This is a genomic window from Ekhidna sp. (assembly GCF_965221965.1).
GTDB lineage: Bacteria > Bacteroidota > Bacteroidia > Cytophagales > Cyclobacteriaceae > Ekhidna.
Window position 1 is genome coordinate 1,696,353 of record NZ_OZ244926.1, and the last position, 23,541, is coordinate 1,719,893.

Annotated in this window: 21 protein-coding genes; 7 read left to right on the forward strand and 14 right to left on the reverse strand. The window is 41.8% G+C overall.

What is annotated here, in order from left to right; genetic code table 11:
- Positions 1-2: 2 nt before the first annotated feature.
- The gene (locus ACOQON_RS08245; protein ID WP_420578449.1) at positions 3-905 is read left to right on the forward strand and encodes a histone deacetylase; all 903 of its coding nucleotides are present in this window, start codon (positions 3-5) and stop codon (positions 903-905) included.
- A gap of 424 nt (positions 906-1,329) precedes the next feature.
- On the opposite strand, the gene argJ is transcribed toward ACOQON_RS08245, so the two are convergent.
- From argJ to ACOQON_RS08285, 8 genes are read right to left on the reverse strand one after another with little or no spacing between them, the layout of a single operon-like run.
- Positions 1,330-2,547, reverse strand: a complete 1,218-nt coding sequence (argJ, locus tag ACOQON_RS08250; protein WP_420578450.1) for a bifunctional glutamate N-acetyltransferase/amino-acid acetyltransferase ArgJ — start codon at positions 2,545-2,547, stop codon at positions 1,330-1,332.
- A gap of 19 nt (positions 2,548-2,566) precedes the next feature.
- Positions 2,567-3,604 (reverse strand): N-acetyl-gamma-glutamyl-phosphate reductase, encoded by a 1,038-nt coding sequence (gene argC / locus ACOQON_RS08255; protein WP_420578451.1) that lies wholly within the window; start codon positions 3,602-3,604, stop codon positions 2,567-2,569.
- Positions 3,586-4,797, reverse strand: coding sequence for an aspartate aminotransferase family protein (locus ACOQON_RS08260; RefSeq protein ID WP_420578452.1), 1,212 nt, complete (start codon positions 4,795-4,797; stop codon positions 3,586-3,588). Before ACOQON_RS08260 ends, argC begins: the two co-directional genes overlap by 19 nt.
- Before the next feature lie 3 nt (positions 4,798-4,800).
- Complete coding sequence (gene argB / locus ACOQON_RS08265; RefSeq protein WP_420578453.1) at positions 4,801-5,613, reverse strand: acetylglutamate kinase; 813 nt, start codon at positions 5,611-5,613, stop codon at positions 4,801-4,803.
- Entirely contained in the window at positions 5,606-6,421 is an 816-nt protein-coding gene (locus ACOQON_RS08270; RefSeq protein WP_420578454.1) for a hypothetical protein, read from the reverse strand. Before ACOQON_RS08270 ends, argB begins: the two co-directional genes overlap by 8 nt.
- On the reverse strand, positions 6,418-7,575 hold the full coding sequence (gene alr, locus ACOQON_RS08275; protein ID WP_420578455.1) for an alanine racemase: 1,158 nt from the start codon (positions 7,573-7,575) through the stop codon (positions 6,418-6,420). The genes ACOQON_RS08270 and alr (ACOQON_RS08275) overlap by 4 nt, the downstream gene beginning before the upstream one ends.
- Complete coding sequence (locus ACOQON_RS08280) at positions 7,569-9,554, reverse strand: hypothetical protein (RefSeq protein WP_420578456.1); 1,986 nt, start codon at positions 9,552-9,554, stop codon at positions 7,569-7,571. The genes alr (ACOQON_RS08275) and ACOQON_RS08280 overlap by 7 nt, the downstream gene beginning before the upstream one ends.
- A 21-nt stretch (positions 9,555-9,575) precedes the next feature.
- Positions 9,576-10,799, reverse strand: a complete 1,224-nt coding sequence (locus ACOQON_RS08285) for an ATP-grasp domain-containing protein (RefSeq protein ID WP_420578457.1) — start codon at positions 10,797-10,799, stop codon at positions 9,576-9,578.
- Positions 10,800-11,080: 281 nt separating this feature from the next.
- Here ACOQON_RS08285 and hutH point away from each other — a divergent pair, with 281 nt between their 5' ends.
- The 5 genes from hutH (at position 11,081) to ACOQON_RS08310 (ending at position 16,549) form a co-directional block, all read left to right on the forward strand.
- Positions 11,081-12,661 (forward strand): histidine ammonia-lyase, encoded by a 1,581-nt coding sequence (gene hutH, locus ACOQON_RS08290; RefSeq protein ID WP_420578458.1) that lies wholly within the window; start codon positions 11,081-11,083, stop codon positions 12,659-12,661.
- 43 nt (positions 12,662-12,704) lie between these two features.
- Positions 12,705-13,085 carry a GxxExxY protein gene (locus ACOQON_RS08295; RefSeq protein ID WP_420578459.1) on the forward strand — a complete coding sequence of 127 codons (381 nt, stop codon included), beginning with the start codon at positions 12,705-12,707 and terminating at the stop codon, positions 13,083-13,085.
- Positions 13,086-13,189: 104 nt separating this feature from the next.
- Complete coding sequence (locus ACOQON_RS08300) at positions 13,190-15,190, forward strand: urocanate hydratase (RefSeq protein ID WP_420578460.1); 2,001 nt, start codon at positions 13,190-13,192, stop codon at positions 15,188-15,190.
- Between the two features lie 138 nt (positions 15,191-15,328).
- The gene (locus ACOQON_RS08305) at positions 15,329-15,565 is read left to right on the forward strand and encodes a thioredoxin family protein (protein ID WP_420578461.1); all 237 of its coding nucleotides are present in this window, start codon (positions 15,329-15,331) and stop codon (positions 15,563-15,565) included.
- Between the two features lie 6 nt (positions 15,566-15,571).
- A complete protein-coding gene (locus ACOQON_RS08310; RefSeq protein WP_420578462.1) occupies positions 15,572-16,549 on the forward strand; it encodes a permease in 978 nt (325 codons plus the stop codon).
- Positions 16,550-16,600: 51 nt separating this feature from the next.
- Here ACOQON_RS08310 and ACOQON_RS08315 read toward each other — a convergent pair whose 3' ends face one another.
- From ACOQON_RS08315 to ACOQON_RS08340, 6 genes are read right to left on the reverse strand one after another with little or no spacing between them, the layout of a single operon-like run.
- Positions 16,601-17,179 carry an EF-hand domain-containing protein gene (locus tag ACOQON_RS08315; protein ID WP_420578463.1) on the reverse strand — a complete coding sequence of 193 codons (579 nt, stop codon included), beginning with the start codon at positions 17,177-17,179 and terminating at the stop codon, positions 16,601-16,603.
- A 44-nt stretch (positions 17,180-17,223) separates the two neighbouring features.
- Positions 17,224-18,294 carry an alanine racemase gene (locus ACOQON_RS08320; protein WP_420578464.1) on the reverse strand — a complete coding sequence of 357 codons (1,071 nt, stop codon included), beginning with the start codon at positions 18,292-18,294 and terminating at the stop codon, positions 17,224-17,226.
- A 2-nt stretch (positions 18,295-18,296) separates the two neighbouring features.
- Positions 18,297-19,448: an alanine racemase gene (gene alr / locus ACOQON_RS08325; RefSeq protein WP_420578465.1), complete on the reverse strand. Its 1,152-nt coding sequence runs from the start codon at positions 19,446-19,448 to the stop codon at positions 18,297-18,299.
- On the reverse strand, positions 19,441-20,577 hold the full coding sequence (locus tag ACOQON_RS08330; protein WP_420578466.1) for an amidohydrolase: 1,137 nt from the start codon (positions 20,575-20,577) through the stop codon (positions 19,441-19,443). Before ACOQON_RS08330 ends, alr (ACOQON_RS08325) begins: the two co-directional genes overlap by 8 nt.
- On the reverse strand, positions 20,559-21,008 hold the full coding sequence (locus tag ACOQON_RS08335) for a GNAT family N-acetyltransferase (RefSeq protein ID WP_420578467.1): 450 nt from the start codon (positions 21,006-21,008) through the stop codon (positions 20,559-20,561). The genes ACOQON_RS08330 and ACOQON_RS08335 overlap by 19 nt, the downstream gene beginning before the upstream one ends.
- Positions 21,005-22,438, reverse strand: coding sequence for a sodium:solute symporter family protein (locus tag ACOQON_RS08340; protein WP_420578468.1), 1,434 nt, complete (start codon positions 22,436-22,438; stop codon positions 21,005-21,007). Before ACOQON_RS08340 ends, ACOQON_RS08335 begins: the two co-directional genes overlap by 4 nt.
- Positions 22,439-22,700: 262 nt before the next feature.
- Between ACOQON_RS08340 and ACOQON_RS08345 the strand changes: the two genes are divergently transcribed.
- A complete protein-coding gene (locus ACOQON_RS08345) occupies positions 22,701-23,501 on the forward strand; it encodes a hypothetical protein (RefSeq protein WP_420578469.1) in 801 nt (266 codons plus the stop codon).
- Positions 23,502-23,541: the final 40 nt, after the last annotated feature.

A 23,541-nucleotide genomic window follows, 5' to 3' on the forward strand; every position in this document is an offset into this window, starting at 1 on the left:
GAATGCTTAAGATAGCCTGGTCTCCCATATATAACCATCCATTACCTCAAGGTCATCGTTTCCCAATGGAGAAGTATGACTTGCTGCCCAAACAGCTATTACACGAGGGCACTATCGAAGAAAAAAATATCTTCGAGCCAAGGGAGCTGACTGAAAGTGAAGTATTAGCAGTTCATGATTCTGAATATTGGCGAAAACTTCAAAATGTTGATTTCACCAGACAAGAAGAACGGAGAAGTGGATTTCCAATTACAGAAGGGCTGATAAAGCGAGAGATCACCATCAATGCCGGAACGATTCAATGCGCAGAATATGCACTTCAATACGGAATGGCTATGAATATAGCCGGAGGAACGCATCATGCATTCACTAACCGTGCCGAAGGATTTTGCCTTTTGAACGACATAGCCATCGCAGCAAGGTATTTACTTGATAAGGAGAAAGCCAAAAAAATACTTGTTGTTGATCTGGATGTACACCAGGGAAACGGAACCGCTGAAATTTTTAGGGATGAAAAACGTGTATTCACTTTTAGTATGCACGGTGAACATAATTACCCGCTCCAAAAAGAGCAATCAGACTTAGACATTCCTCTTAAGGACGGAACAGACGATAAAACATACTTATCGATTCTCAATCAAGCCCTGAATAAGCTTCTGGACACTGAAGAGCCAGATTTCATCTTCTTTCAATCTGGAGTTGACGTTTTGAAAACCGACAAATTAGGAAGGTTGGGGCTGACTATCCAGGGATGTAAACGTAGAGACCAACTTGTTATCGAAGCGGCGAAAATAAATGATTTACCAGTTGTTGCGTCTATGGGAGGCGGCTATTCCGAGGATATAAAACACATTATAGAAGCACATGCAAATACCTATAGAGTAGCGCAGACGACATTCTTCTGACTTTAGTCGAAGAAAAATATATTTTCATAAAAAAACGCAAAACTATTTATTGAATCTTAAGTTATATAGCCTAATAATCTCTTTTCAAAACTTGTTTTGTTAAAAGATTAGGTTACTAAAAACGCCGGTTGGTCAAAGGATCAACCGGTTTTTTTATCTTGAGACATTCGGACAAATTTAAATGTCTTGAATCGTGCTAATCTCAGGCTTTAAATAATTAGTGTTTAAAGAGTTTATATAGCTTCTACCGTACAACACACTATAAGCCATTTTATACCCCTTGAAAACCTTTTGCATAATTGAGCTTATTATCTCATTACTCAAATTGTTCTTGTATTAATAATCTCTTCTCAAGACTTTGTTTTGTTAAAAGATTAGGTTACTAAAACGCCGGGTGATCAAAGGATCATCCGGTTTCTTTATTTTAGGTAGTATACATTGAATTGAACATAACATAATCGGTAGAAAGATCTGTCCCCCACCCAACTGCTGAAGCTTTGCCTTCACGCATTTTCATTTCAATGATAATTTCAGATTTCTTGAGAATGCGTTTGACCAAATTCATATCAAATTCTAGTGGCCTCCCCTGATCCAGCATTTGAACTGATTCTTGCTCGTTACCTAAAAAAAGGTCTACCTTATCTGTGTTAAATTTCACACCAGATCGACCCATTGCTGCAAGGACTCTTCCCCAATTGGGGTCCCTACCAAACATGGCGGTCTTTACCAATGATGAATCTGATACAACTCGAACGATCTGTCTCGCATCTTTTTTACTTCTGGCACCATTCAGCCGATACTCTATGAACTTGGAAGCTCCTTCTCCATCGGAAATAATCAACTTAGCCAGATATATCATTAGCTCATTCAGCTTTTCTTTAAAGAGCTTGTAATTGGGATCGCTGACAGAGGAAATAAGCTCATTATCTGCTAGCCCAGTAGTCATGATAGAAGCCATATCATTGGTAGACGTATCACCATCTACTGTAATCATATTGAAGGAGTCATTTACAGCTTCCTTGAATGCTTTATCCAGAAGCTTCTGTTCGATATTAATATCCGTGAACGTAAAAGCCAGCATAGTCGCCATATTTGGATGGATCATTCCTGAGCCCTTGGCTATCCCCGCAATATTTATGGTATTCCCGTCAATATCAAACTCCACGTGTCCCTCTTTGGCAAAGGTGTCGGTTGTCAAAATGGCATTAGCAGCAAAGGATCCCGCCCGTGAATTTTCAGAGAGATTTTTTACGTTTTCTCTAATTCCCTGCACAACTTCATCGGTTGGAAATTCCTTTCCGATGATCCCGGTTGAGGAAACCAATACCTGATTTATATCGATATTCAATTCTTCAGCAGTTGCCTGAGCCATGGCTAGAGCTCCCTCTTCTCCTTGCTTACCCGTCACGGCATTCGCATTCCCTGAATTGACTACAATAGCCCGAGCTATATTTTCCGTTTCTTTCAAATGCTTTTGTGAGAGTCTTACCGGAGCTGCACAGACTAAATTTTGTGTAAACGTAGCAGATACCTTAGCTGGCACTTCCGAATACATAATTGCCAGGTCACGTCTCATGGATTTAACACCTGTGTGTGCCCCCCAGCACTTGATCCCACGAACATTGGTAATATTTCTAATCATGTCAATAATTGAAAGGTATTTAAGGTTGTAATGGAACGATAGCCAGACCTTCATCCTCATCGAGATCCAGCATTAAATTCATATTCTGAACAGCCTGACCAGCTGCTCCTTTAACTAAATTATCAATGACCGAAACCGTAATAATGGTTTTGGTGCGATCATCATATGTTGCATACAAATCTGCAAAATTTGTACCCCTTACTTGCTTCAATGAGGGCACCTGGTCTACAAGCCTTACAAATGGTTCATTGTTGTAGTAATCTTTGAATATCTTATTTAACAGATCTTCAGAAACCTCCTGAGTAGGCTTTGTATATGTGGTTGAAAGAATGCCTCTATCTACCGGTAACAAATGTGGTGTAAACAGAACAGAAGATTCTGCTCCGGAATAAGCATTGATCACTTCCTGAATTTCTATGGTATGCCGATGAGTCTTTACGCCGTAAGCTGTGAAATTGTCATTGACAACAGGAAAGTGGGTATTTGGTTTTGCCTTATTTCCCGCTCCTGTAACTCCAGTTTTGGAATCGACAATCAAATGGTCTTTGTCTATGATTCCTTCTTTTAAAAGCGGAGCAAGAGCCAATATCGCAGAAGTGGGGAAACAACCCGGATTGGCGACAAGTTTGGCCTTTTTGATTTTCGATCTAAATAGCTCAGGTAACCCGAAAACAGCTGCTTCAAAACCCTCTGCGAAATTATGATCATTTTTGTACCAAGATTCATATACATCTGGTGAGGATAATCGAAAGTCACCAGAGAGGTCAACAATCTTAAAATCTCGATCCAAATGATCTTTCACGAAATCCATTGACACTCCATGTGGGAGTGCTAAAAACACAATATCCAGCTTGTGTTTATCGATCTCCTCGATCCCTACAAGAGGTGCATCAAAAATTCCTTGAAATTGTGGGTGAACATCAATAAAACGCTCTCCTTTCCTGGAGTCTGCTGTTATCACTGAAATCTCAACCGAAGGATGATTGATGAGAATACGAACCAACTCTGATCCGGTATAGCCGGTAGCTCCTACGATTCCTATTTTGTATTTACCCATTTTCTATTTTCCTTAATTGATTGAAGGAGCACATCAAAAACAACTTGAAGCTCTTCTTTCGAAATATTTAAAGGAGGCACAATCCGAACCACATTTTCAGCAGTCGCATTGGCCAGTACTTTGTGCTCCATCATTGTAGCGACGATCGGTTTAGACTCGACAGCCAGGACAACACCGAGCATCAACCCCTCCCCACGGATGCCTTCAATCTCCGGATAATCAGCGGTTGCCCTCATAATCTTTTCTCGAAACCATTGGCCTTTTTCGGTTGCTGATTTCATCAGATTTTCTTCTTCAATCACCTCCAGTGTGGCCAATGCTGCTGCACAAGCAAGTGGATTTCCTCCAAAGGTTGTACCATGATCGCCCCAATCAATAGCTCCTCCTACTTTTTCACTGGCAAGCACTGCTCCAATGGGCATTCCTCCACCTAAGCCTTTGGCCAAAGTCATCACATCCGGTCTAACACCGTAATGTTCAAACGCAAACATCTTTCCTGTTCGTCCGATACCGCATTGAACTTCATCAAATACCAGTACAATATCTTCTTCATCACAGAATGCCCGTAAATCTTTTAAAAACTGCTTTTCAGCAGGAATGATGCCTCCTTCTCCCTGGATAGGTTCAAGCATAATGGCTCCAATGTCCTTATTTACCTTCTCTTTCACCAGGTTCATGTCATTAAAGGGAATGTGACAAAAACCTTCAGGAATAGGATCAAACCCATTCATCATCGCTTTCTTTCCGGTTGCAGCGATAGTAGCCATCGTTCTACCATGAAAGGCATTTTTCATGCTTATGATCGTGCCGCCTCTTCCGTTTTTACTGGCATATTTCCGTGCGATCTTTATGGCCCCCTCTGCAGCTTCAGCCCCGCTATTTCCAAAAAAAACACGTTTCAATCCCGATAGCTCTGCTAGTTTTTTAGCAAGTACCATTTGGGGCTCTGACAAATAGAAATTGGAAATATGAATCAGGTTTTTTGCCTGCTCTTGTATAGCCTTTACCACTTTGGGATGCGAATGACCAACATTATTGACAGCAATACCGGCTAGCGCGTCAATGTATTCATTCCCCTCCATGTCCCATAATCTGGCTCCTTTCCCCTTTTTAAAGGCCAGCGGATATCTTTTGAATGTCGGTAAATAATATTCTTTGTCTAATTGATGTAACTCCTCTGTACTGTAACTCATAGTTCATTTTGTGATCGTAGTACCTACTTGATTCGTTGTATTGATTGCTTCGATTAATTGTTCGGGCTTGGTTCCATTTATAATCCGTGCTCTCCCTGATCCTGCTTCAATGGCCTGCTGACAAGACTCTATTTTAGGTATCATCCCTCCGACAATAACACTGTGCATCATTTCAGGGATTTGCGCCAACGCCACTTCAGTGATTAACGATCCCGGATCATCTTTATCTCTCCTGATTCCATCCACATCAGTCAAAACCAAATACTCGGCTTTTAAGGCGCCTGCAATGGCGCCAGCCATCATATCTGCATTGATGTTGTAAGAAACTCCATCTTTATCAGCAGATACACATGCCACAATGGGTATGTATCCTTTATCCAGCAGATCATTCAAAATTTCAGGCTGAACTGTTGCCACATCTGCTACCTGACCCAGATCAATTTGCTTATCTCCTTCATAATGAAACCGCTTTTTGGTGGTAATCATTCCCCCATCCTTTCCTGAAAGCCCCACGGCCTTCGCTCCCAATGAATTAACCAGGCCGACAAGACTGGTATTAACTTCACCTTTCAGGGCCATCTCAATGTATTTCATAGCTTCAGGTGTGGTTTTCCTGTGCCCTCCAATAAATTCAGATTGTATCTGTACTTTATCCAAAATAGCATTGATAAACGGACCTCCGCCATGAACTATAACAATGCGTTTACCCGCTTTATGAATGTCAACCACATTCTTCAAGATGGATCTTTTGAGGGGCTCATCAATCATCGCATTGCCCCCATATTTTATGACAATGGTTTCTTGACTACTACTCATTCGTGCTGGATAGGTTTAAGAGACTATCAGTTTTTTTGATTAGGTTTTTATTGATCTTTAGTTCCTTTTCTAAGGACTCTATTTGGTATTCCAGATTTTGAATTGAAGTCCTTTGTTGATTTATTAACAATTCAACACTCTTCATGTTTTCAGTATTGTTAGATATTCTATTGGTGATTAAAATCAGGTACTTACTTTGTGACTGAAGCGAATCGATGATTTGTCGATTAAGCTTTTGATTTTCAATCACTTCCTGATTGTTATCTACAATCGTTTGATGATCAGATCGAATGTTTTTACCGATGATTTGAACATGGTACAATAAGTCCACTCCAACGACAATCAGCAAGGCATACATAGCATACTTAAACCCTGACGAGATAGTATTCATCCGGAAGTTACGCTTTGACCATTCAATCAGTGAGTCACTAAAGCACATTTGGTAATTACCATACTTTAAGAGCTCAGATGCGACGCTGATATCCGGTAGAAAAATAGTATTTGCATCCACAGATGGATTTCCGCACGTCTGTGTATTGTCTTCAATAGGAAGTTTGGACCATACACTCAAATAGCCAGCATGCTCCAATTCTTTGATTAGGTTAAGTCTGCCAACCAGGTGATTCATCACCTGTTCAAGTTCCTCATCACTAACTTTAAGACTGATAGCTTGCTGAAATGTGCTAATCTCAAATTTTCCTTTTGGAAAGTTGAAAGCAACAAAATCTATCAGTCCAAATGACTCCCTGCCTGATTGTATCAGGCTCTTCACTAGCTTCTTTTCTTCTTTACTCAGCGGCCTTTTCATTTCACGATCCTTCTTGGAATTGCTGCTGGTAATCTGCTCAACATTTCATTGTTCAATAACTGGGTCACCTGAGTAAATGAGCTGATATTGATTGTATTGTTCTTCTGGCGGCCAACAAGTACGACTTCCTCTCCTACACTGACATCTTCAATATGACTAACATCCACCATGAATAGGTTCATGTTGATCAGGCCAACAATGGGTGCCTTCTTTCCTTTTATTAGAACATGTCCGCGATTTGATTGTGCCCGCGGATATCCATTGGAATAGCCTAAAGGCATCACAGCAACTTTCATATCCTGTGTAGCCTGATAGGCAGTGCCATATCCTATAAACTCACCCGCATCAACGTCACGGATATCCATTACATCTGTCTTCCACGTAAACAATCGCTTCAGAGAACCATTGGAAGATTTTCCGGTTTCCTGCAGATGCATGAAATAAATATCTGGGCTTGGCCAAAAACCATATTGTGCCACCCCTATCCGAACCATATCGTAAACTGTATCAGGATACGCCAACGCCGCAGCAGAACATGCTATATGCCTTATTTCCGGCATGTAGCTTTTCTTTTTGCAGGTCCTTAAAAACTCTTTGTATTTCTTATGCTGACGATCAATCTTGAATTGATTAGACAGACTTTCAGCCCCACCAAAATGGGTGCACAGTCCGGTAAACTCAATGTATTTCTTGTGCTTCTTGACAAAGTTGAGACAATCTGTGAACTCAGTCTCAGGTAAGCCTGTACGGTTAGCTCCTGTTTCTACTTCCAGGTGAACTTTAGCCTTTTTGTCCAGCTTCTTGGCCTCTTCCAACACCAGAGGAAGTCGTTCATAATTAAAAACATAAAACTCGATCTCGTGATCGATTGCCCAGTGGATGTCCTCATCATATAAAATACCCATGATCATTACATCACTGGATGGAGACTTGGCTTCCAATACTTCCTCCGCTTCAAAAGCTGAAGCAGCAGCAAAATGATCCACTCCGGCTTTTTCAGCCATCTTTACAAATTCCTTAATTCCATGACCATAAGCATTGGCCTTCACAACAGATGAAATACGAATTTCCGATCCGATTTTTTTCCGAATGAAATTGATGTTCCCGGTCAGGGAAGACTGACTGAGCTCAATACGGGATGAGTGCCTTACCATAGTTTGGTTTGTTCGTTCCAGATATATGATTTACCCCAACTCTCCTGTGCTAACTCCTTCACTTTCTTAATCACTTTTTCATCTACCAGGTGCAAATGTGCATTTGCTTCCAATGCATTATAATGAAAAGCATAAATCCGTGCCGCAAACTGGTAAAATGGTAGAGATGACTCCCCGGGTTTTTCCCTATTTCCATGTACAGAGGGCTTAATGTCTTGGCCCCAATCCTGCCTTCCTTCATTATTTGGGTTTAAAAAGTAGGCTCGGTATTCATCGGACTTGTCTTTATCTACACGAAGAAGTGAAACTGCATGGAAGCCCAGCATGTCGCCATGGTTACTTGTGATAAAAATGCCTATCGGAATCGGATAAACAACTTCCCTTCCATCGTTGAATTCAGGGTGAAATGCCGCGTAGAAAATTCGAATAAATCCTTCAAAATCCATGATGGAATTACTGAGATAATCATAGCAGGACGCAAATCCCACGGGAATCCAATGACCATACATTGCCGGATTTACCCATTTGTGTGGATCGTCTGTTCTGCCCATGGACCGTCGCATCATTTCATTATATATCCGATCGAGATGTGGAACAAGAATCGCTGAAACGACATCAAGATTATAATCCAGCTTTTCTACCAGCCCTTTGCTTAGTTTGATTGATTCCAGGTCATGATTTTCAAAGCGCATCATCAGATTGTTCTGAGTAGTAACCGTGATTATCATATCAATAAGCTTTGCAGGGGCATGCTGGCTCCACATGCTTATTCCACGTGCCGACTGACAAGTGGGATTATTTCCCTGTCCTATTCCTAAAGGCTGGCCGAGAACTTTGATAGTACCGCCAAGCAGATATTGAAGGGCGGAAGCTTTAGAATCCGACTTCCCTATAGATTTCAAAATCCTGGCTTCAACCTGTGAATTAATCTTTGCTCTTCTGAGATTTTCAAAACCTGCTCTAACCGGGCGTCTTGACAGTAGATTCCGACCTAAGACTCTACTAAGTCCATAAATGCATTGATAATTCTCAGGGGTGATAACCTCCAGTATGAGCGAAGTGACAAATTCCCGAAACTTTTCCCATTCAGCTTTTCCCCGGTCATTCAATGCAAGACAATGAGGTACAAGCTCAGGAAATTGATTCGCCAGGTGTAAGAGAAGAACCGCATGATATTGACTTACAAGCCCTGTTTTACTCATCGATTTCCCCATCTCGATGGTTTCTTCTTTTAATGCATCATAATCTGCTTTTTCAATGAATGGCTTATAATCATCCAGAGAACGACGCTCCTGTGAAACCTTTGTTGGTGCCTTTATAGCATTAATAAATCTTCGGGTATTCTTATCAATTTCAGAAGATCCGGAGGTATCAAAGCGTTGATCAATGAGTCGAATCAATTCACGTGCCTTCCGTGTTTCTATGGGTCGCTGACTACAGATTAAATCTATTTCTTCAGAAAGCTTTTGGTATACGCCACTCAAGTCAATTTCGGAAAGCAGATATCCGAAAAGATTAGTGGCCTTTTTTACTTCCCTATCACTCATGACCATTCGGGTTTCTTCAGAAAGGTCATTTAGTGCAAATTCCAGATTATGAACCAAAATTTCCTCTAGTAAGGTGTTCGACTCTTCCTTTGATATTTGATCAGAAGGATGCCCATTAACATACGATAGAAGTCTTAATTCGGATAAAATTTCAAAACTCGAAGTAGGATGACCTGCCTGAAGGGTACCCTTAACCAAGGTGGGTACCAGCTTATTTGGATTCTCCCAGGATGTCCCTTTAAAGAATCCCATTTGGTCCAGTTCGGGACTCTTTCGATACAGATATGTGAGCCCATCCCTGGTAAGAGCCAGAATATCTATCTGACTGGCCAGTTTGGCTGCTTTATCCTTCCTGGTAAGGTCTGAAGCCGTTTTGAAATCCTCAAAACTTGTTTCAAAGTTCTGAAAAAGTTTGTGTTCGGCAATTTCCATTAAATGTAGCCTATAGCTGTTTTAAACGTAGAAATCTACTTTTTGATAATGCTTCAATAGTTCTGTCATCCGGTCCGGATCGTCCCCTTTAAAGTTGATAGTACCGAAATGGTTACCAAACCCTTCACGGTCATCGCTGATTTTCTGAGTACTCAGAGGCGGTACCAGTGTATGATCCACGAAGTAAGGTTCGTTATTCAATTCTTCCGGAATTTCCAGTTTAGAGAACTGTTTTTTATGAGGATAGATCATCACATTACCATGATAATTTTTCGGCTTACTACTCGGATCTGGTAAAATCTTGGCTAGCTCTTCGTCGGTCAGGCTCGGATCATGAATCTGAACAAAAGCAGCCAACGCATCAAACTCATAAGATTTACCACATAGCTCCAGAATATGTCCTCCAGGAATCCTACAAGCTGTTTCGCCAAAGTTCAATTCGTCATTTTCTGTAAGGAACCATTCCGGATGAACCATTCCATATTCAATTCCGAATATATCAACCAGTTTCTGAACATGCTTATGAATTAAATCTCTTTTGGATTCGAGGTAGTGACCTTCCGGGATAAAGTTTGAATAGCCGAGTTTCACATACTCAGTGATATTTAAAAATTTGATCTTTCCCCCATGAATAAACGCCTCACAGGAAAACTCTCGTCCGGGAAGGTGGCTTTCTGCCAGGCAAGGAAAATCTCCATCTTCACATTCCTGATCTATCTGATCCATAGACCTTAACAGTCGATGACCAACCGTGCCAGCTGAAGCAAAAGGCTTAATATGAACCCAGCTATCTTCTTCACCATCAAGCTGAAGATTTGCTTCATTTAATCGCCTCATAAAAGCCTTTACACCTTCCTTATTATAAACTTCTTCAAATAAGCCTACACGCAAGCCTCCGATTAAGGCTTTACGTTTCATCATTGCTTTATTTCGAAAGAGAAACGCCCGGTTAAGCACCCGAGGATCATCTCTGTAAATGGAATTCAAAGCACCAGCCCACTCTACCGTCTCTTCGAATAATGGAACAGCGACATCCACATCATAAGGCTTCAATTTTTCAGCCAAATCGAGTGAATTTGAGGTATCACTCCACTCGTCCAACTGGTAAGAAACAAATGGTATGTCATTCTCTTTAGCATAGGGTTCAAAATCAGGAAAGGAAACCACGACATAAGGCTCACCTGTCTTTTGCATACTTTCAATCACGGGAAGACTCCAGCCCATTAAGGCAAAACATTTGGCCATAATAAATGAGTTTTAAAGGTTAGAAATAAAAAATCGAAAAGGTTCAAAAAGTGAATCCTGATCTGAAATACTGGGTTACCTTATAAGGTACATTAGAATAAGAAGGATGTGAGAATATCGTTCCAACTATTTTACATCTCCAAGAATAGTACAATTAATTATATTAAAATTCATAATACCAGGCGTTACAATATCAAATAACCGTTTCCATTTATTAAATGATAAAGTTTCTGTTAAGCAGGTGACTGTATGTAATTTTGTTGCCACAACAACTTTTATCTATGGCTAGCCAAACTTCAGTTTTTCACTACGGAGAAGATCACCTGACCGCAGGTATCGCACTTTCAATAGCAAGAGGTAAGACGAAAGGTATCCTGACTGAAAAGACCAGAAAAGAAATCAACAGAAGTGCGAATGAGGTAAAAACCATCGCCGAGGGTGACAAGGCTGTTTATGGAATAAATACTGGATTTGGGCCTCTTTGTACTACCCAAATATCAAAGAAAGAAACCAGTACGCTTCAGAAGAACTTGTTAATGAGCCATGCGGTGGGATTAGGTAATCCAATCCATGACGAAATTGCCAAAGTGATGATGATTATCAAGGTTCACGCTCTGGCAAAAGGATTTTCGGGTGTAAAGGAGGAAACAATTGATCGAATCATCCACCACATAGATAATGACATCATTCCGCTAGTCCCGGAGCAGGGATCAGTTGGGGCTTCAGGAGACTTGGCACCTCTGGCTCACTTATTTCTACCACTTATTGGATTGGGTAAAGTAAAGGTGAATGGTGAGTTTATTCCCACAGAAGAATGGCTACAAAAGGAAGGTCTGTCCCCTATTCAACTTGGTGCCAAAGAAGGCTTGGGTCTCATTAATGGAACTCAGTTCATTGCTGCTCACGCTGTTTCTGTGGTAGAAAGATTACAAAATGTGCTTACCCATGCAGACATTTCTGGCGCGATGATGGTCGAGGGGCTTCTGGCCTCCGTCAAGCCTTTTTCATCTGAGCTCCATGATGTAAGACCATATAAGGGCAGTAAACATGTGGCGGCATTTATCAGCAAAATACTTGACGGTTCTGAGGTAGTGCATTCACATGCCAATTGTGCAAGGGTTCAGGATCCTTATTCGCTTCGTTGCATGCCTCAGGTGCACGGTGCATCTCGCAACGCCTGGCTCCATGTAAAGGAGATGCTGGAGGTAGAAATTAACTCTGTCACGGATAACCCGATCGTATTTAGCAAAGACCACACGATCAGTGGTGGTAACTTTCATGGCCAGCCCATGGCCCTACCGATAGATTATGCATGCCTGGCAACTGCTGAGGTGGGTAATATATCAGATAGAAGAATTTATCTCTCACTGGAAGGTGATACGCCGGGTGTACCTAAACTCTTATTGAAAGAAACAGGAACCAACTCCGGTTTTATGATCCCTCAATACACGACTGCCGCATTGGTAAGTGAAAACAAAGGGCTTTGCTTCCCTGCCAGTGCCGATAGTATCCCAACATCACTTGGACAGGAAGATCACGTCAGTATGGGGTCAATCGGTGGACGAAAAGCACTCAGAGTGGTGGAGAATGTCGAAAAGATTATTGGAGTAGAGATTTTCTGTGCAGCTCAGGCACTTGATTTTCATCGGCCATTGAAGTCAAGCAAAATCATGAGTGCCATCCATGATCATGTAAGAACCAAAATTGACCATATCACCAAGGATGGTGTTATGAACGAAATAATGGAAACGGCGATCGATATGGTTCGAAACAAGGAATTGATCCAGGTTGCCAGACAAACAGCAGATAAGGAGGGCATTTCCTTAGATACTGAGTTTAGTAATGAATTTGACAAATTCTGAGTTTAACCACAAAGTACTCTGAGAATACACAAAGTACGCTGAGATGACAGAAAATCAAATTGCAAATAAAGTCATTGGAGTTGCATTTGATGTTCACAAGGCATTAGGCCCGGGGCTTTTGGAGAGTGCTTATAAAGAATGTCTATGCTATAAGCTGTTAGAAGAAGGCTTTTTTGTAGAAAAGGAAAAACCTATGCCTCTGGTTTATGAAGAGGTGAAGCTCGACTGTGGTTATCGCATAGATTTGTTGGTGGAAAGAAAGCTAGTAATTGAACTTAAAAGTGTTGATGCCTTGAATGATGTTCACATGGCACAAACACTAACCTATATGAAGCTAGGTGATTATAAACTTGGCTTACTCATTAATTTTAATGTATCACTTTTAAAGAACGGATTAAGAAGAGTCATAAATGGCTCTTTGTAACTTCTATAAAAAGCTTTGTGATCTCTGTGATTATAAAATGACCCTTTGTGACCTTCGTTAAAATTCTCTGTGTCCTTTGTGGTTAAAAGAAATACTTTTAAAAAATGACATTTAAAGAACAAATACTTCAAGGAATACCAGATCGTCTACCAGCCAAAAAGCCTTTGAAAGAAGGAGTAAACAGGGCTCCTAAACGAAAGGACATTCTATCTGTTGATGAAAAAAAACTAGCCGTTCGCAATGCGCTTAGATACTTCCCTAATGAGTGGCACAAAGAATTAGCACCTGAATTTGCCCGGGAGCTCAATGACTTTGGACGAATCTACATGTACCGATTTATGCCGGAATATGATATGTATGCCCGAGCGATTGAAGAATATCCCGCAAAATCCAATCAGGCAGCAGCTATCATGCTTATGATCCAAAACAACCTGGATCCCGCGGTTGCACAGCATCCCGAAGAGCTGATTACCTATGGCGGTAATGGTGCTGTATTCCAAAACTGGGCACAATACCTGCTGACCATGCAGTACCTGGCGACTATGAGTGATGAACAGACTTTGCACATGTATTCCGGACACCCGATGGGACTTTTTCCTTCTCATAAAGATGCTCCGCGTGTAGTCGTCACCAATGGCATGATGATTCCGAACTATTCTCAACCAGATGATTGGGAACGGTTCAACGCTTTGGGTGTAACACAATACGGTCAAATGACTGCAGGTTCATACATGTATATCGGTCCTCAGGGAATCGTTCATGGAACTACAATCACAGTAATGAATGCCTTCCGAAAAAAGTTAGGATCAGGGGTTTCTTCTGCGGGTAAGATCTTTTTGACTGCTGGTCTCGGAGGGATGAGTGGCGCACAGCCTAAGGCAGGAAATATTGCCGGATGTATCACCGTATGTGCGGAAGTAAATCCCAATGCTGCCCATAAACGACATGATCAGGGATGGGTGGATGAGATCATTGAGGACCTTGACACACTCATATCGAGAGTAAAAGAAGCCAAGGAAAATCAAGAGATCGTTTCTATTGCTTTTGTTGGAAATGTGGTGGACGTCTGGGAGCGATTCTTTGATGAAAACATCACGATTGATCTTGGCTCTGACCAAACATCACTCCACAATCCCTGGTCTGGTGGCTATTACCCTGCGGGTTTAAGTTTTGAAGAATCGAATGACCTGATCCGTAACAACCCCGAAAAATTCAAGGAAAAAGTACAAGAATCACTCAGGAGACATGCTAATGCAGTGAATAAACATGCAGCGCGAGGTACCTACTTCTTTGACTATGGAAATGCGTTTTTGCTGGAAGCATCAAGAGCTGGTGCTGAGGTGATGGCTGAAAATGGAATCGACTTTAAGTATCCATCCTATGTACAGGACATTCTGGGGCCGATGTGTTTTGACTATGGGTTTGGCCCTTTCCGATGGGTGTGTACTTCCGGAAAAGCAGAGGACCTGAGAAAGTCTGATCAGATCGCATTGGAAGTGATGAGGGAAATCAAAGCCTCTTCACCTCAGGAAATCCAGCAGCAAATGCAAGACAACATCCGATGGATTGAGGAAGCTGAAAGCAACAAATTGGTCGTGGGCTCCCAGGCCCGAATTCTTTATGCAGATGCAGAAGGGCGATCAAAGATTGCTGCGGCATTTAACCAGGCTATCAAAAAGGGTGAAATCTCGGCTCCTATTGTTTTGGGAAGAGATCATCATGATGTGAGTGGAACAGACTCACCGTATCGGGAAACCAGCAATATCTATGATGGAAGCAAATACACCGCTGACATGGCTATCCAAAATGTGATTGGCGACAGCTTTAGGGGAGCCACGTGGGTTTCCATTCACAACGGAGGTGGTGTTGGCTGGGGCGAAGTGATTAATGGTGGGTTTGGAATGCTACTGGATGGAAGCAACGATGCTGACCGAAGACTTAAATCGATGCTTTTTTATGACGTAAATAATGGAATTGCCAGACGAAGCTGGGCACGTAATGATGAGGCTTTGTTTGCAATCAAAAGAGAGATGGAACGAACACCGGAATTGAAGGTAACACTACCCAATCTGGTAGATGATGAGATATTAAGAGGTCTCGATTAGGGTTTATCTTCCATTGAGAAGGACTGCATGTATTCGAATCCCTCATTTTCCTGTCAAAAGGACGCCTTGCACGTGACATAAATCATATTCCATGCGCGAAATGCCTCCGTAATTTGTGCTGTACAAAAGGAGGAGATCATGGCTAAATCAATTAAGATATTGGGAACAGGATGCCCAAAATGCCAGTCTATGACGGGCGTGGTAAGAGAAGTCGTCACAGCAAACAACATTGACGCTACCATTCTGAAAGTGGAAGAGATCGAAGAGATTATGAAATTCAATGTGATGGCCACTCCGGCATTGGTTGTGGATGGTAAGGTGACCATAAGGGGAAGAGTGCCCTCCAAAGATGAAGTGCTGGCACTACTTACATAAGGACGCATGTTTGACTGGATACAACAGTTGGCAGATTGGCTGGTCTATGATGTCCTCCATTTAGATCCGGGGAATAATTTGTCCGAAGCGCTTAATTTCTTCCTTTATGACTCGGCCAAAATCTTAATTCTTCTTTTTATCGTCATCTTTTTCATGGGTATCATCAACAGCTACTTCCCTATTGACCGGGTTAAAAGCTACTTGTCAAGAAATAAACTCTACGGATTGGAGTACCTGATGGCTAGTCTCTTTGGGGTGGTTACGCCGTTCTGCTCCTGTTCCTCCGTTCCACTGTTTATTGGTTTTGTAAGAGGAGGCATTCCTCTAGGCGTCACCTTCGCATTCTTAATTACCTCACCACTGGTGAATGAGGTAGCCATCGGCCTGTTTGTTGGGCTATTTGGCGTTAAAACGACCATTATCTATGTGGTCAGTGGGGTATTGCTTGGCACCATTTCAGGCGTAATCCTTCAAAAGTTAAAATTAGAACTACTTTTAACTCCCTGGGTAAAAGAGGTGATAGCTACTGCACAAAGAGAGCAGGACATATTTAATGAAGAGCGGCAGACTTTATCCCAGCGCCTTCCAGTCATTTGGAAGGAAGTGAAAACAATACTACGAGGTGTAGTGCCCTATGTAATTGTGGGAATTGCCATTGGTGGGCTAATGCATGGCTATATTCCGGAAGGATTCTTTGAAAAACACATGGCAAAAGATAACCTTCTGGCCGTACCGATTGCTACCCTACTGGCCATCCCCATGTATTCAAACGCAGCAGGTATACTTCCGGTGGTTCAGGTATTAGTGGCAAAAGGTATTCCACTGGGAACAGCTATTGCTTTTATGATGGCGGTCGTAGGGTTATCATTACCGGAGGCGATGCTATTAAAAAAAGTAATGACGGTAAAACTGATAGCTACCTTTTTTGGAGTGGTAGCGCTTTGCATCATTATTTCAGGATACTTGTTCAATGTAATTTTATAGTAACACGAAAATATCCTGAGCTCCACCCAGAAACTTACTACGATGCAATAGCTATAAAACAGCATGAGGCTCTGATTCCCAATTGCCAAATATCCAATTACCGGGCAGTGTTGGGTCGTTGGAGGCAAAGAATTCTTCTACCGCGTTCATTAAATCATACCGGGATAGTTTGTAGTTCTGCGATTTGTCCATCAGGCTAAATGCCTTGTCGCAATAAGCCCGGTCAATTCCAAATATGTCATAGAAGTCCTCGTATTCATTTTTTGAAATGAAACCGTCCCTGTTCTGGTCGAAGAAATCAAACATGAAGTTGAATATCAGCTCTTTATAATCATCCAGTGTGTCTTCATCCCCTGAGAGAATAACTTCCTTCAAGAAGAAATCAACCCACTCCTGCTCAGTGACCTGATTAAACGTGAAAGGCTTTATGTCCTTAACTAATGAATTAAAAAGTTTAACAGCCTTATCGGTGATACGTTTATGCTCCTTGCTTCCCGGTTCGTACCCCAATGTAACTCTTACCTTTTCCACCATCTCGGTAAAGTCATCCATCTGGAGGCATCCGTTGCTATTGAGGTCTAGAATCCGAAAAAAGTATCCAAGCTTCTTACGCTGAAAATCTGCTGACATTTTTGATTAGGTTTCGCGCAAAAGTAGAAAGTCTTAAGCTATTTTCAGACTACCCTCTTTTCGATGTAGTCAGAATTGAAAATCCCGAGTGCCCCCATGTATTTAAGCTTAAATGAAACCAGATCTCCAACTTTATAATGGCTGCTTGATTCTCCAAGATCCACAATTAACATATCGGAGCTGGCACCAGTAATTTCAATGGAGTCATCGTCGGGAATAAGAAAATCCTCGGAAACATCTAAAAGACCTATATCCAAAATGGCGCGATAGGATGTTTTGCCATAATCCTCTTCATTGATCTCGAATGTCTCACCGGAAGGGTTAGCCTCCATATAACCACTCGGAATTTTTGGCTTTTCCGTGATCTCAATAATTTCAGAATGGAGCTTAAATACGTCTCCCTCCATTCCCGGTACGACCTCTTGAGTAAATAAATCCAAACCAAAGAACAGCGTCTCACCAATCCTGAAATGATTGATTCCATCCGGCACTTGCTTTCTAAACAACAATGGAATGACAACAGATGTACCTCCCGTAACCCATGGTATCTTACGATTGAATTTAGCTTCTATAAGTTGCTCATAAAGAGATAGTTGTACCAACTTATCTTCTGACGGCATAACCCCGTAAAGACAGTTTAGGTTTGAGCCAATGCCTGTCACTTCAATGTTAGGTAAATTAAAAACCGACTCATAGAAGTCCATCAGGTGATCACCCATCACACCTTCTCTCAAATCACCAAGCTCAATCATAATGATGACCTTGTGCTTCTTGTTTTGCTTTACCGCTTCATCGGAAATCCACTTGATAGTTTTGTATTCGGTATTGAAACTGGCATCTGCATATTTCACCAGTCGGGGAATACTTCTTTTTGCAGGTGGCTTTATATATACGGTTTGAACACTTGGATCAAGCTTTTTTATGACTTCCAAATTACTGATCCTGGAGTCACAGATTTCTTTGGTACCAAGATCTATCACCTCCTTCAGATACTTCTCATTGCCGCAAAGCAACTTAGATACCACAGCCCATTCAATTTCATTCTCTTTGAACAGCTTATCCAGAAATTGATAATTCTTTTTCAGTTTGTCTTTATATAATTCTATGAATGCCATTCTTATTTTATTATGCGAGGGATTTTAGTTGGTAGTCGAGTGAGCAGCTCGTAATTGAGCTGATCACTAAGTTCTCCAAATGAAGCAACACTGATTTCTACATCCCCGCTTTTTCCTATTAAAGTTACTTCATCTCCTTTTTTTACATTTTCAAGCTCTGAGACATCTATGGCGAGGTTGTTCATATTCACCATCCCGATCACAGATACCCTGAAACCTCCTATCAAAACACGACCCGTGTTACTAAGTGACCTGCTGAAGCCATGAGAATAGCCAATCGGTACAATAGCAATCTTCATGTCACGCTGAGCAAGGTATGTGGTGCCATACCCTACGAATTCCCCCATTTCAACATGCTTTACACTCATGATGGTACTTTTCCATGCAATTAGTCTCCGAAGGGGTTCTGTTTTGTCCTCTTTGCCCTTTAGATACTCTATAAAAATTTCCCGACTTGGCCAGAAGCCATACTGTAGAATGCCGATCCTAACCATATCCTCATGCATATCAGGAAGGCGAATAGAAGCCGCTGAGCAGCACGTATGTCTCATTTTTGGCTCAATACCATTATCAACTAACAACTGAGCCATTTGATTGAAATTCTTTTTCTGCTCCTCGACTCGCAAATAATTAGCTATACTCTCAGCGCCTGCGTAATGTGTACAGAGTCCCTCAATAATTAAATGGTCCTGATACTTTTTAATGAAAGGAATAAGTCGGGATACTTCCTCATGGTCAAACCCCGTTCTGTTCATGCCGGTTTCTAACTCAATGTGAATTTTGGCTTTCTTCTTTAGCCTCTCAGCCGTTTCAGCTGCTGCCTTAATGCGATCGAATTCAAAAACGAAAAAGGAAATATCATTTGTAATCGCCCACTCAAGGCTTTCATTGGAGATGTAACCCATAATCATGAGTTCAGTCCTTTCGCTTTTTATGGCCTGAAATACCTCCCTAGCCTCATCGGCACTGTAAACAGAGAAATGGTCAACACCCAATGACTCGGCCATTGGAACAAAAGCATCAATTCCATGACCATATGCGTTTCCCTTGACTACTGAAGAAAAACGGGTTCCTTTTTTAATGAGACCCCTTAAGAAGCGAAGGTTATGTTCATAAGCCTCCCTGCTAAGCTCAATGTATGATGAACTACTCATCAATTGCTTTTTCAACAATGGTGGTAAACATTTTTATCCCTGTAGTTATGATCTCGTCCGGAAAGTCATAATCCGGACTGTGCAGTGCGGGACAATCCTCTCCCGAACCTATACCAAACATGGCACCCGGAAATTTTTGGGTGAATAAGCCGAAATCTTCACCCCATTTAAAAGGACGTTTTCTTACTTCCTTTTCATAGCCAAGCTCATCAATTACATTTTCAATGAGTTGGACAGCTTTGGGGTTGTTTCTGTTAGATGAAAATTCCTCCGCCCAGCTGATCTCACTCTGCAATTGATGCTTTTCAGTTATTTGATCAACTCCTTTCAAAATTTGCTCTGTCAGAGGATTCATGGTCTCACGATTCCATGTCCGCAACGTGTAATGAACTTCTCCATGACCTGCTGATACTCCATAGGATAACTCCCCCATATTGATGTGAATCGGAGTGGCTAGAGCAAAATCGTCACGATCAAGATCCGGCTGGTTTGCTTCACGAAACATTTGAATCAAGTCAGCTATCGCTGCTGCAGGATTAATACCTTGCTCCGGCTCTGCGGCGTGAGAAGTTTTACCGTAGAGCTTTATAATGATACTTTTTGCTGCAGCCGTAAAATTGCCTTCTTTAATCACAATCTGATGAAGTGGATACCCCGGAAGGTTGTGTAATGCAAAGACCATGTCGGGCTCATATTCAAACTGACTGTCCGCCAGGATAGCTTTGGCCCCTTCTCCACTTTCCTCTGCGGGCTGAAAGACCAGAATTACTTTTCCATTTTTGATTGGATTTTTCTGAAAATACAGAGCAACACCACACATAATTGCCGTGTGGCCGTCATGACCGCACTTATGTGAGACACCTTCGTTAGTGGACTTGTGATCAAATTCATTGATTTCATGGATCGGTAACGCATCATGATCAGAACGAAGCATGATTGTTTTACCGGGTTTACCACTGTCAAATGATACAAGAACTCCGGTTCCGCCAATTTCTACTCCTTCAATCTCCAGCCCCTTCAAAAAGTTAATGATTCGCTTTTGAGTTTCTTTCTCCTGTTGCGAGACTTCAGGGTATCTATGAAGCTCTTTCCTAAAAGCTATGAGATCGTTTACTGCGGTCTCTTCCATCGCATTTCCAGGTATTTATTTGTAAATCCTAGTTTCTCGTAAAGATGTTTTGCTGGATTTTCAGGCTCTACGTGTAGCGCGATATCACCCTCTGTTTCTTTGAAAGCACGTTCAATAAGTTGACCTCCTATTCCCTTTCCACGGTATTCAGAGTGAGTAGCGATGTAGACAAGGATGTTTTCCGGAATATAACCAGACATCCCTGTTTTGTTGATGATCGTAGCACCTACAATCGTATCTCCATCCCAGGCTGTGAGAATCAATCCTCCTGGATGCTTGCCGGCATTAAGTGCATACTCAATACAGTTTCTTATGTGCTCTTTTGGATCACCGAATTCATCTAAATAACGGTGAAGGAAGCTAACCACCTCCTCTTTTTCGTACAGGCCCACTGTCTGGGCCGGGAAGTATTTCTTGAAGGTTATATTCATTTTTTTATCTTGTTTTTTATTAATCCTATGCTAATAAACACAATCGCGGCACTAATTATTCCATATAGATTTGGATCAAGTCCAAACCACTGAATTTTCAGTAATGTCAAAGCAGTGGTCACCACCCCTCCCAGCAGCATTGCAATAAAGGCACCTAATTTCGTAGCTTTTTTCCAGTAGAATGCCCCGATGATTGGCACAAAGAGTCCGGAAACCATGAATGCGTAGGAGAATAACATTGCCTCCAGCACATTTTCCAAAGATAGCGCTACTACCAAAGCAACCACCCCAAGCAGCAGGGTTGCCCCCTGAGAAGATCTCAATGATTTCTTGTCCATTTCTTCCAGTCCCTTGTCTTTAAACCGTAGAATATCAGTCAAAAATGATCCGGATGATGCCATCAGGCAGCTATCGGCTGTAGACATCACGGCTGAAAAATACGCGGCTAACACCAACCCCATCAAGCCGTGCGGAAGAACTGTACGCAGCAGCACTGGCAATCCCAATTCAGGATCCATATCCGTACTTGCTGCATAACCCACCACTTCAAAAATCCCCTGTTCGTACGCCACTCTGCCAAACAATCCCAGAATCACACCTAAGAAGGCCATTAGCGGCCATTCGAAAAGCCCTGCAATAAACCATGCCTTTTTAGCTTGCTTCTCTCCACGGCTGGCAAAAATTCGCTGATACAGTGTCATACCAACAAACCAGATTGGTATGATGGTGATCGCCCAGTTAACCAAATCCCTCCACGTAAGGTTTGTAAGGGTCAGGTAGTCTTTATTTACAATGGCATTAACAGCAGTCCATCCTCCAATCGCATCAAAGGCAAATGGAATCCCGGCAAAAAGTAGCCCGGCCATGAGAATGATCCACTGAACCGTATCTGTATATATCACTGCTTTGAGACCGCCCAAAATGGTATAGCCCACAGCTACCACTCCCATTAATAACACAGCATGAGTGAATGAAAAGCCTTCGAACGTCCCAGTTGCAAGTTTAGCACCCGCAATGATTTGAGAACTGGTGAAACCTAAATATCCAATGGTAGTAATGACCCCTGCGAGGATAGCCACATGCTTGCCATAAAAGTGTTCAAAAATTTGCGGCAGGGTAGTCATTTTTTGGATGCCCGGAAGCTGGTAGACTTTAGGTATCAATAGCACGGCAGCCATCCAGGCTCCAATCAGTCCTGTGAAGAGCAACCAAGATCCGGAAAGTCCCATTGTGAAGCCCAAACCTCCTAAGCCGATAGAAAAACCACCTCCAACATCGGTGGCAACAACAGATAAGCCGATGTGCCAGCTGGAAACATTTCTTCCAGCAACGTAATAATCATCACTGGTTTTATTCTTTCGGTAGAAGTAAAGCCCTACTAGGAAAACCAAAACGACGTAAATAGCAAAGATTGCTATGTCCAGTATCACCTAAAACTCCTTTCTTCTTGGGAGTGAGTGTAACGATTAGCTGGGATTTTTTGGTTTTTAGTAAAGAAGATAACTTCTTGTCGCTTTGGTTTAATTGAATGGCAAAAGTAAAACAAGGATCCCCTCCATGAAAGTTTTACAGCCATTATCACATTCTTTTCCATAATATGATGAGATTTAGGATATGAAATATGTGTTCATGCTGTTTGTCGCCTGCGTATGCATTTCATCATGCGCACCACTAAGTAAAAGTCAAATCAAAATGTCTCACAATTACTTTGAGGCAATAGCCAATTACCCGCGCTATTATCGGGAGTTAAATGTGCGTGTGGCTGATTTGGATCTGGAAGCCAAAAACCTGGAAAGCTCGCTTCATGATTCTGATTCTTCACGGATCGCAACCATTATTTCGTCGATCCATGAATATGAAAGTGCAATGAAAATCCCGGACAGTATATTGGTGCATTCCAAAAACGTAGACCGGTATATCCAGAATTATTATCTCTTAATACCAAATGGATTCAGTGTTTACCGGGCATTAAAAGGAACAACCGAAACAATTGGAGGAATCTTTGGTCTGGGGGGGCTCGTGAGTGGCGTCTTACCTAATAATGTAAACGGACTGAACCCAACCAAGAAGCGAAAAATACAGGCACATGTGCTCAATTCTGAAGAACAACTGATAAGTTCATTAAGAATATTGCAGAATTACATCAATACCTCTTACCTGCCACGGTTAAACCAGATAGACGAGAAATCGATAGCGGATTTTGAAACCCTGCTGGCGAGTATCAACAATAAGACTCCTCCTCTGGAATATTACACAAAACACAACAGGATGCTTACTGAGTTTTACCAAAGGCTATATCACACAAAAAACCTGGTAAAAAAGCTCTCAATAGCCATTGACAGTTTTATAAAGGTGGAGCAGGAAATAGTCAAAAGCTTTCAGGAGAAGGAAAAGGTAGACATGGAAAATTCGCATATGAATGAGCTCATCAACGATATGCAACGGATTAATTTTCTCATCATTGACCTGAATGATAGAAGGGATTCCCATTAAAAAAGTATAGATACAAAAAAGCCACTCTGTTTCACAGAAT

Coding starts and splice junctions, on each gene's coding strand:
- ACOQON_RS08245 (WP_420578449.1), top strand. CDS start 3: ATGCTTAAGATAGCCTGGTCTCCCATATATAACCATCCATTACCTCAA.
- argJ (WP_420578450.1), bottom strand. CDS start 2,547: ATGATTAGAAATATTACCAATGTTCGTGGGATCAAGTGCTGGGGGGCA.
- argC (WP_420578451.1), bottom strand. CDS start 3,604: ATGGGTAAATACAAAATAGGAATCGTAGGAGCTACCGGCTATACCGGA.
- ACOQON_RS08260 (WP_420578452.1), bottom strand. CDS start 4,797: ATGAGTTACAGTACAGAGGAGTTACATCAATTAGACAAAGAATATTAT.
- argB (WP_420578453.1), bottom strand. CDS start 5,613: ATGAGTAGTAGTCAAGAAACCATTGTCATAAAATATGGGGGCAATGCG.
- ACOQON_RS08270 (WP_420578454.1), bottom strand. CDS start 6,421: ATGAAAAGGCCGCTGAGTAAAGAAGAAAAGAAGCTAGTGAAGAGCCTG.
- alr (WP_420578455.1), bottom strand. CDS start 7,575: ATGGTAAGGCACTCATCCCGTATTGAGCTCAGTCAGTCTTCCCTGACC.
- ACOQON_RS08280 (WP_420578456.1), bottom strand. CDS start 9,554: ATGGAAATTGCCGAACACAAACTTTTTCAGAACTTTGAAACAAGTTTT.
- ACOQON_RS08285 (WP_420578457.1), bottom strand. CDS start 10,799: ATGGCCAAATGTTTTGCCTTAATGGGCTGGAGTCTTCCCGTGATTGAA.
- hutH (WP_420578458.1), top strand. CDS start 11,081: ATGGCTAGCCAAACTTCAGTTTTTCACTACGGAGAAGATCACCTGACC.
- ACOQON_RS08295 (WP_420578459.1), top strand. CDS start 12,705: ATGACAGAAAATCAAATTGCAAATAAAGTCATTGGAGTTGCATTTGAT.
- ACOQON_RS08300 (WP_420578460.1), top strand. CDS start 13,190: ATGACATTTAAAGAACAAATACTTCAAGGAATACCAGATCGTCTACCA.
- ACOQON_RS08305 (WP_420578461.1), top strand. CDS start 15,329: ATGGCTAAATCAATTAAGATATTGGGAACAGGATGCCCAAAATGCCAG.
- ACOQON_RS08310 (WP_420578462.1), top strand. CDS start 15,572: ATGTTTGACTGGATACAACAGTTGGCAGATTGGCTGGTCTATGATGTC.
- ACOQON_RS08315 (WP_420578463.1), bottom strand. CDS start 17,179: ATGTCAGCAGATTTTCAGCGTAAGAAGCTTGGATACTTTTTTCGGATT.
- ACOQON_RS08320 (WP_420578464.1), bottom strand. CDS start 18,294: ATGGCATTCATAGAATTATATAAAGACAAACTGAAAAAGAATTATCAA.
- alr (WP_420578465.1), bottom strand. CDS start 19,448: ATGAGTAGTTCATCATACATTGAGCTTAGCAGGGAGGCTTATGAACAT.
- ACOQON_RS08330 (WP_420578466.1), bottom strand. CDS start 20,577: ATGGAAGAGACCGCAGTAAACGATCTCATAGCTTTTAGGAAAGAGCTT.
- ACOQON_RS08335 (WP_420578467.1), bottom strand. CDS start 21,008: ATGAATATAACCTTCAAGAAATACTTCCCGGCCCAGACAGTGGGCCTG.
- ACOQON_RS08345 (WP_420578469.1), top strand. CDS start 22,701: ATGTCTCACAATTACTTTGAGGCAATAGCCAATTACCCGCGCTATTAT.